The 566-nt window shown below is 67.8% G+C and carries 1 protein-coding gene; it reads left to right on the forward strand.

Annotated elements, in window-relative coordinates:
- Positions 1–227: 227 nt before the first annotated feature.
- Positions 228–485, forward strand: coding sequence for an XrtV sorting system accessory protein (locus GJV64_RS15365; RefSeq protein WP_164158393.1), 258 nt, complete (start codon positions 228–230; stop codon positions 483–485).
- Positions 486–566: the final 81 nt, after the last annotated feature.

The following is a 566-nucleotide window of genomic DNA, read 5'->3' on the forward strand; positions in this document are numbered from 1 at the left end:
GCCGGAGCTGGGCGGCACGGTCTCGGCCGCCGCCACCGCCGCCGTCACGGGCGTCGCGACCGACGCGGTCTGGCGCGGTTCGTTGGCAGGCGCCGAGATGCTTTGGGGGCGGTTCACTGCGGCACCGGGCTGGCAAAGGGTCCGAAACGGCGCAGCCCCGCCCACGCAAATCCCGTGGCAAGCCTCCTGCATCTTGCTATACACACAGTGCTTGGGGAGTATGGCGCTTGGAAACACCTTATGACTGGCTGACGGTGATGACCTTTGCAGGTCTCATCGTGCTGTTCCTGCAGCGCAGTCAGGGGGAACCGCGCGATCATCTCTGGCAATATATGGTGGCGGCGGTGGGGTGCGCGGTCACCAACTATATCGGCAACGAGGCGATGAAATCCGGCGAACTGCTGATGCATGCCGGCGCCGTCGGCCTCTTTGCGGCGACGCTGGCCTTCATCTGGCGCGTGCTGCAACCGTTCGGCCAGAATTGAGCCCGGCTGCCGGCGCGGCATGAGCGGCGCCCGGCCCGTCATGCCAGCCGCGCCGAAAGCGGCCGGCCCACCAGCGCCGGC

It is taken from the genome of Sandarakinorhabdus rubra (genome assembly GCF_010994245.1).
In the GTDB taxonomy this organism is placed as follows: Bacteria; Pseudomonadota; Alphaproteobacteria; order Sphingomonadales; family Sphingomonadaceae; genus Sandarakinorhabdus; species Sandarakinorhabdus rubra.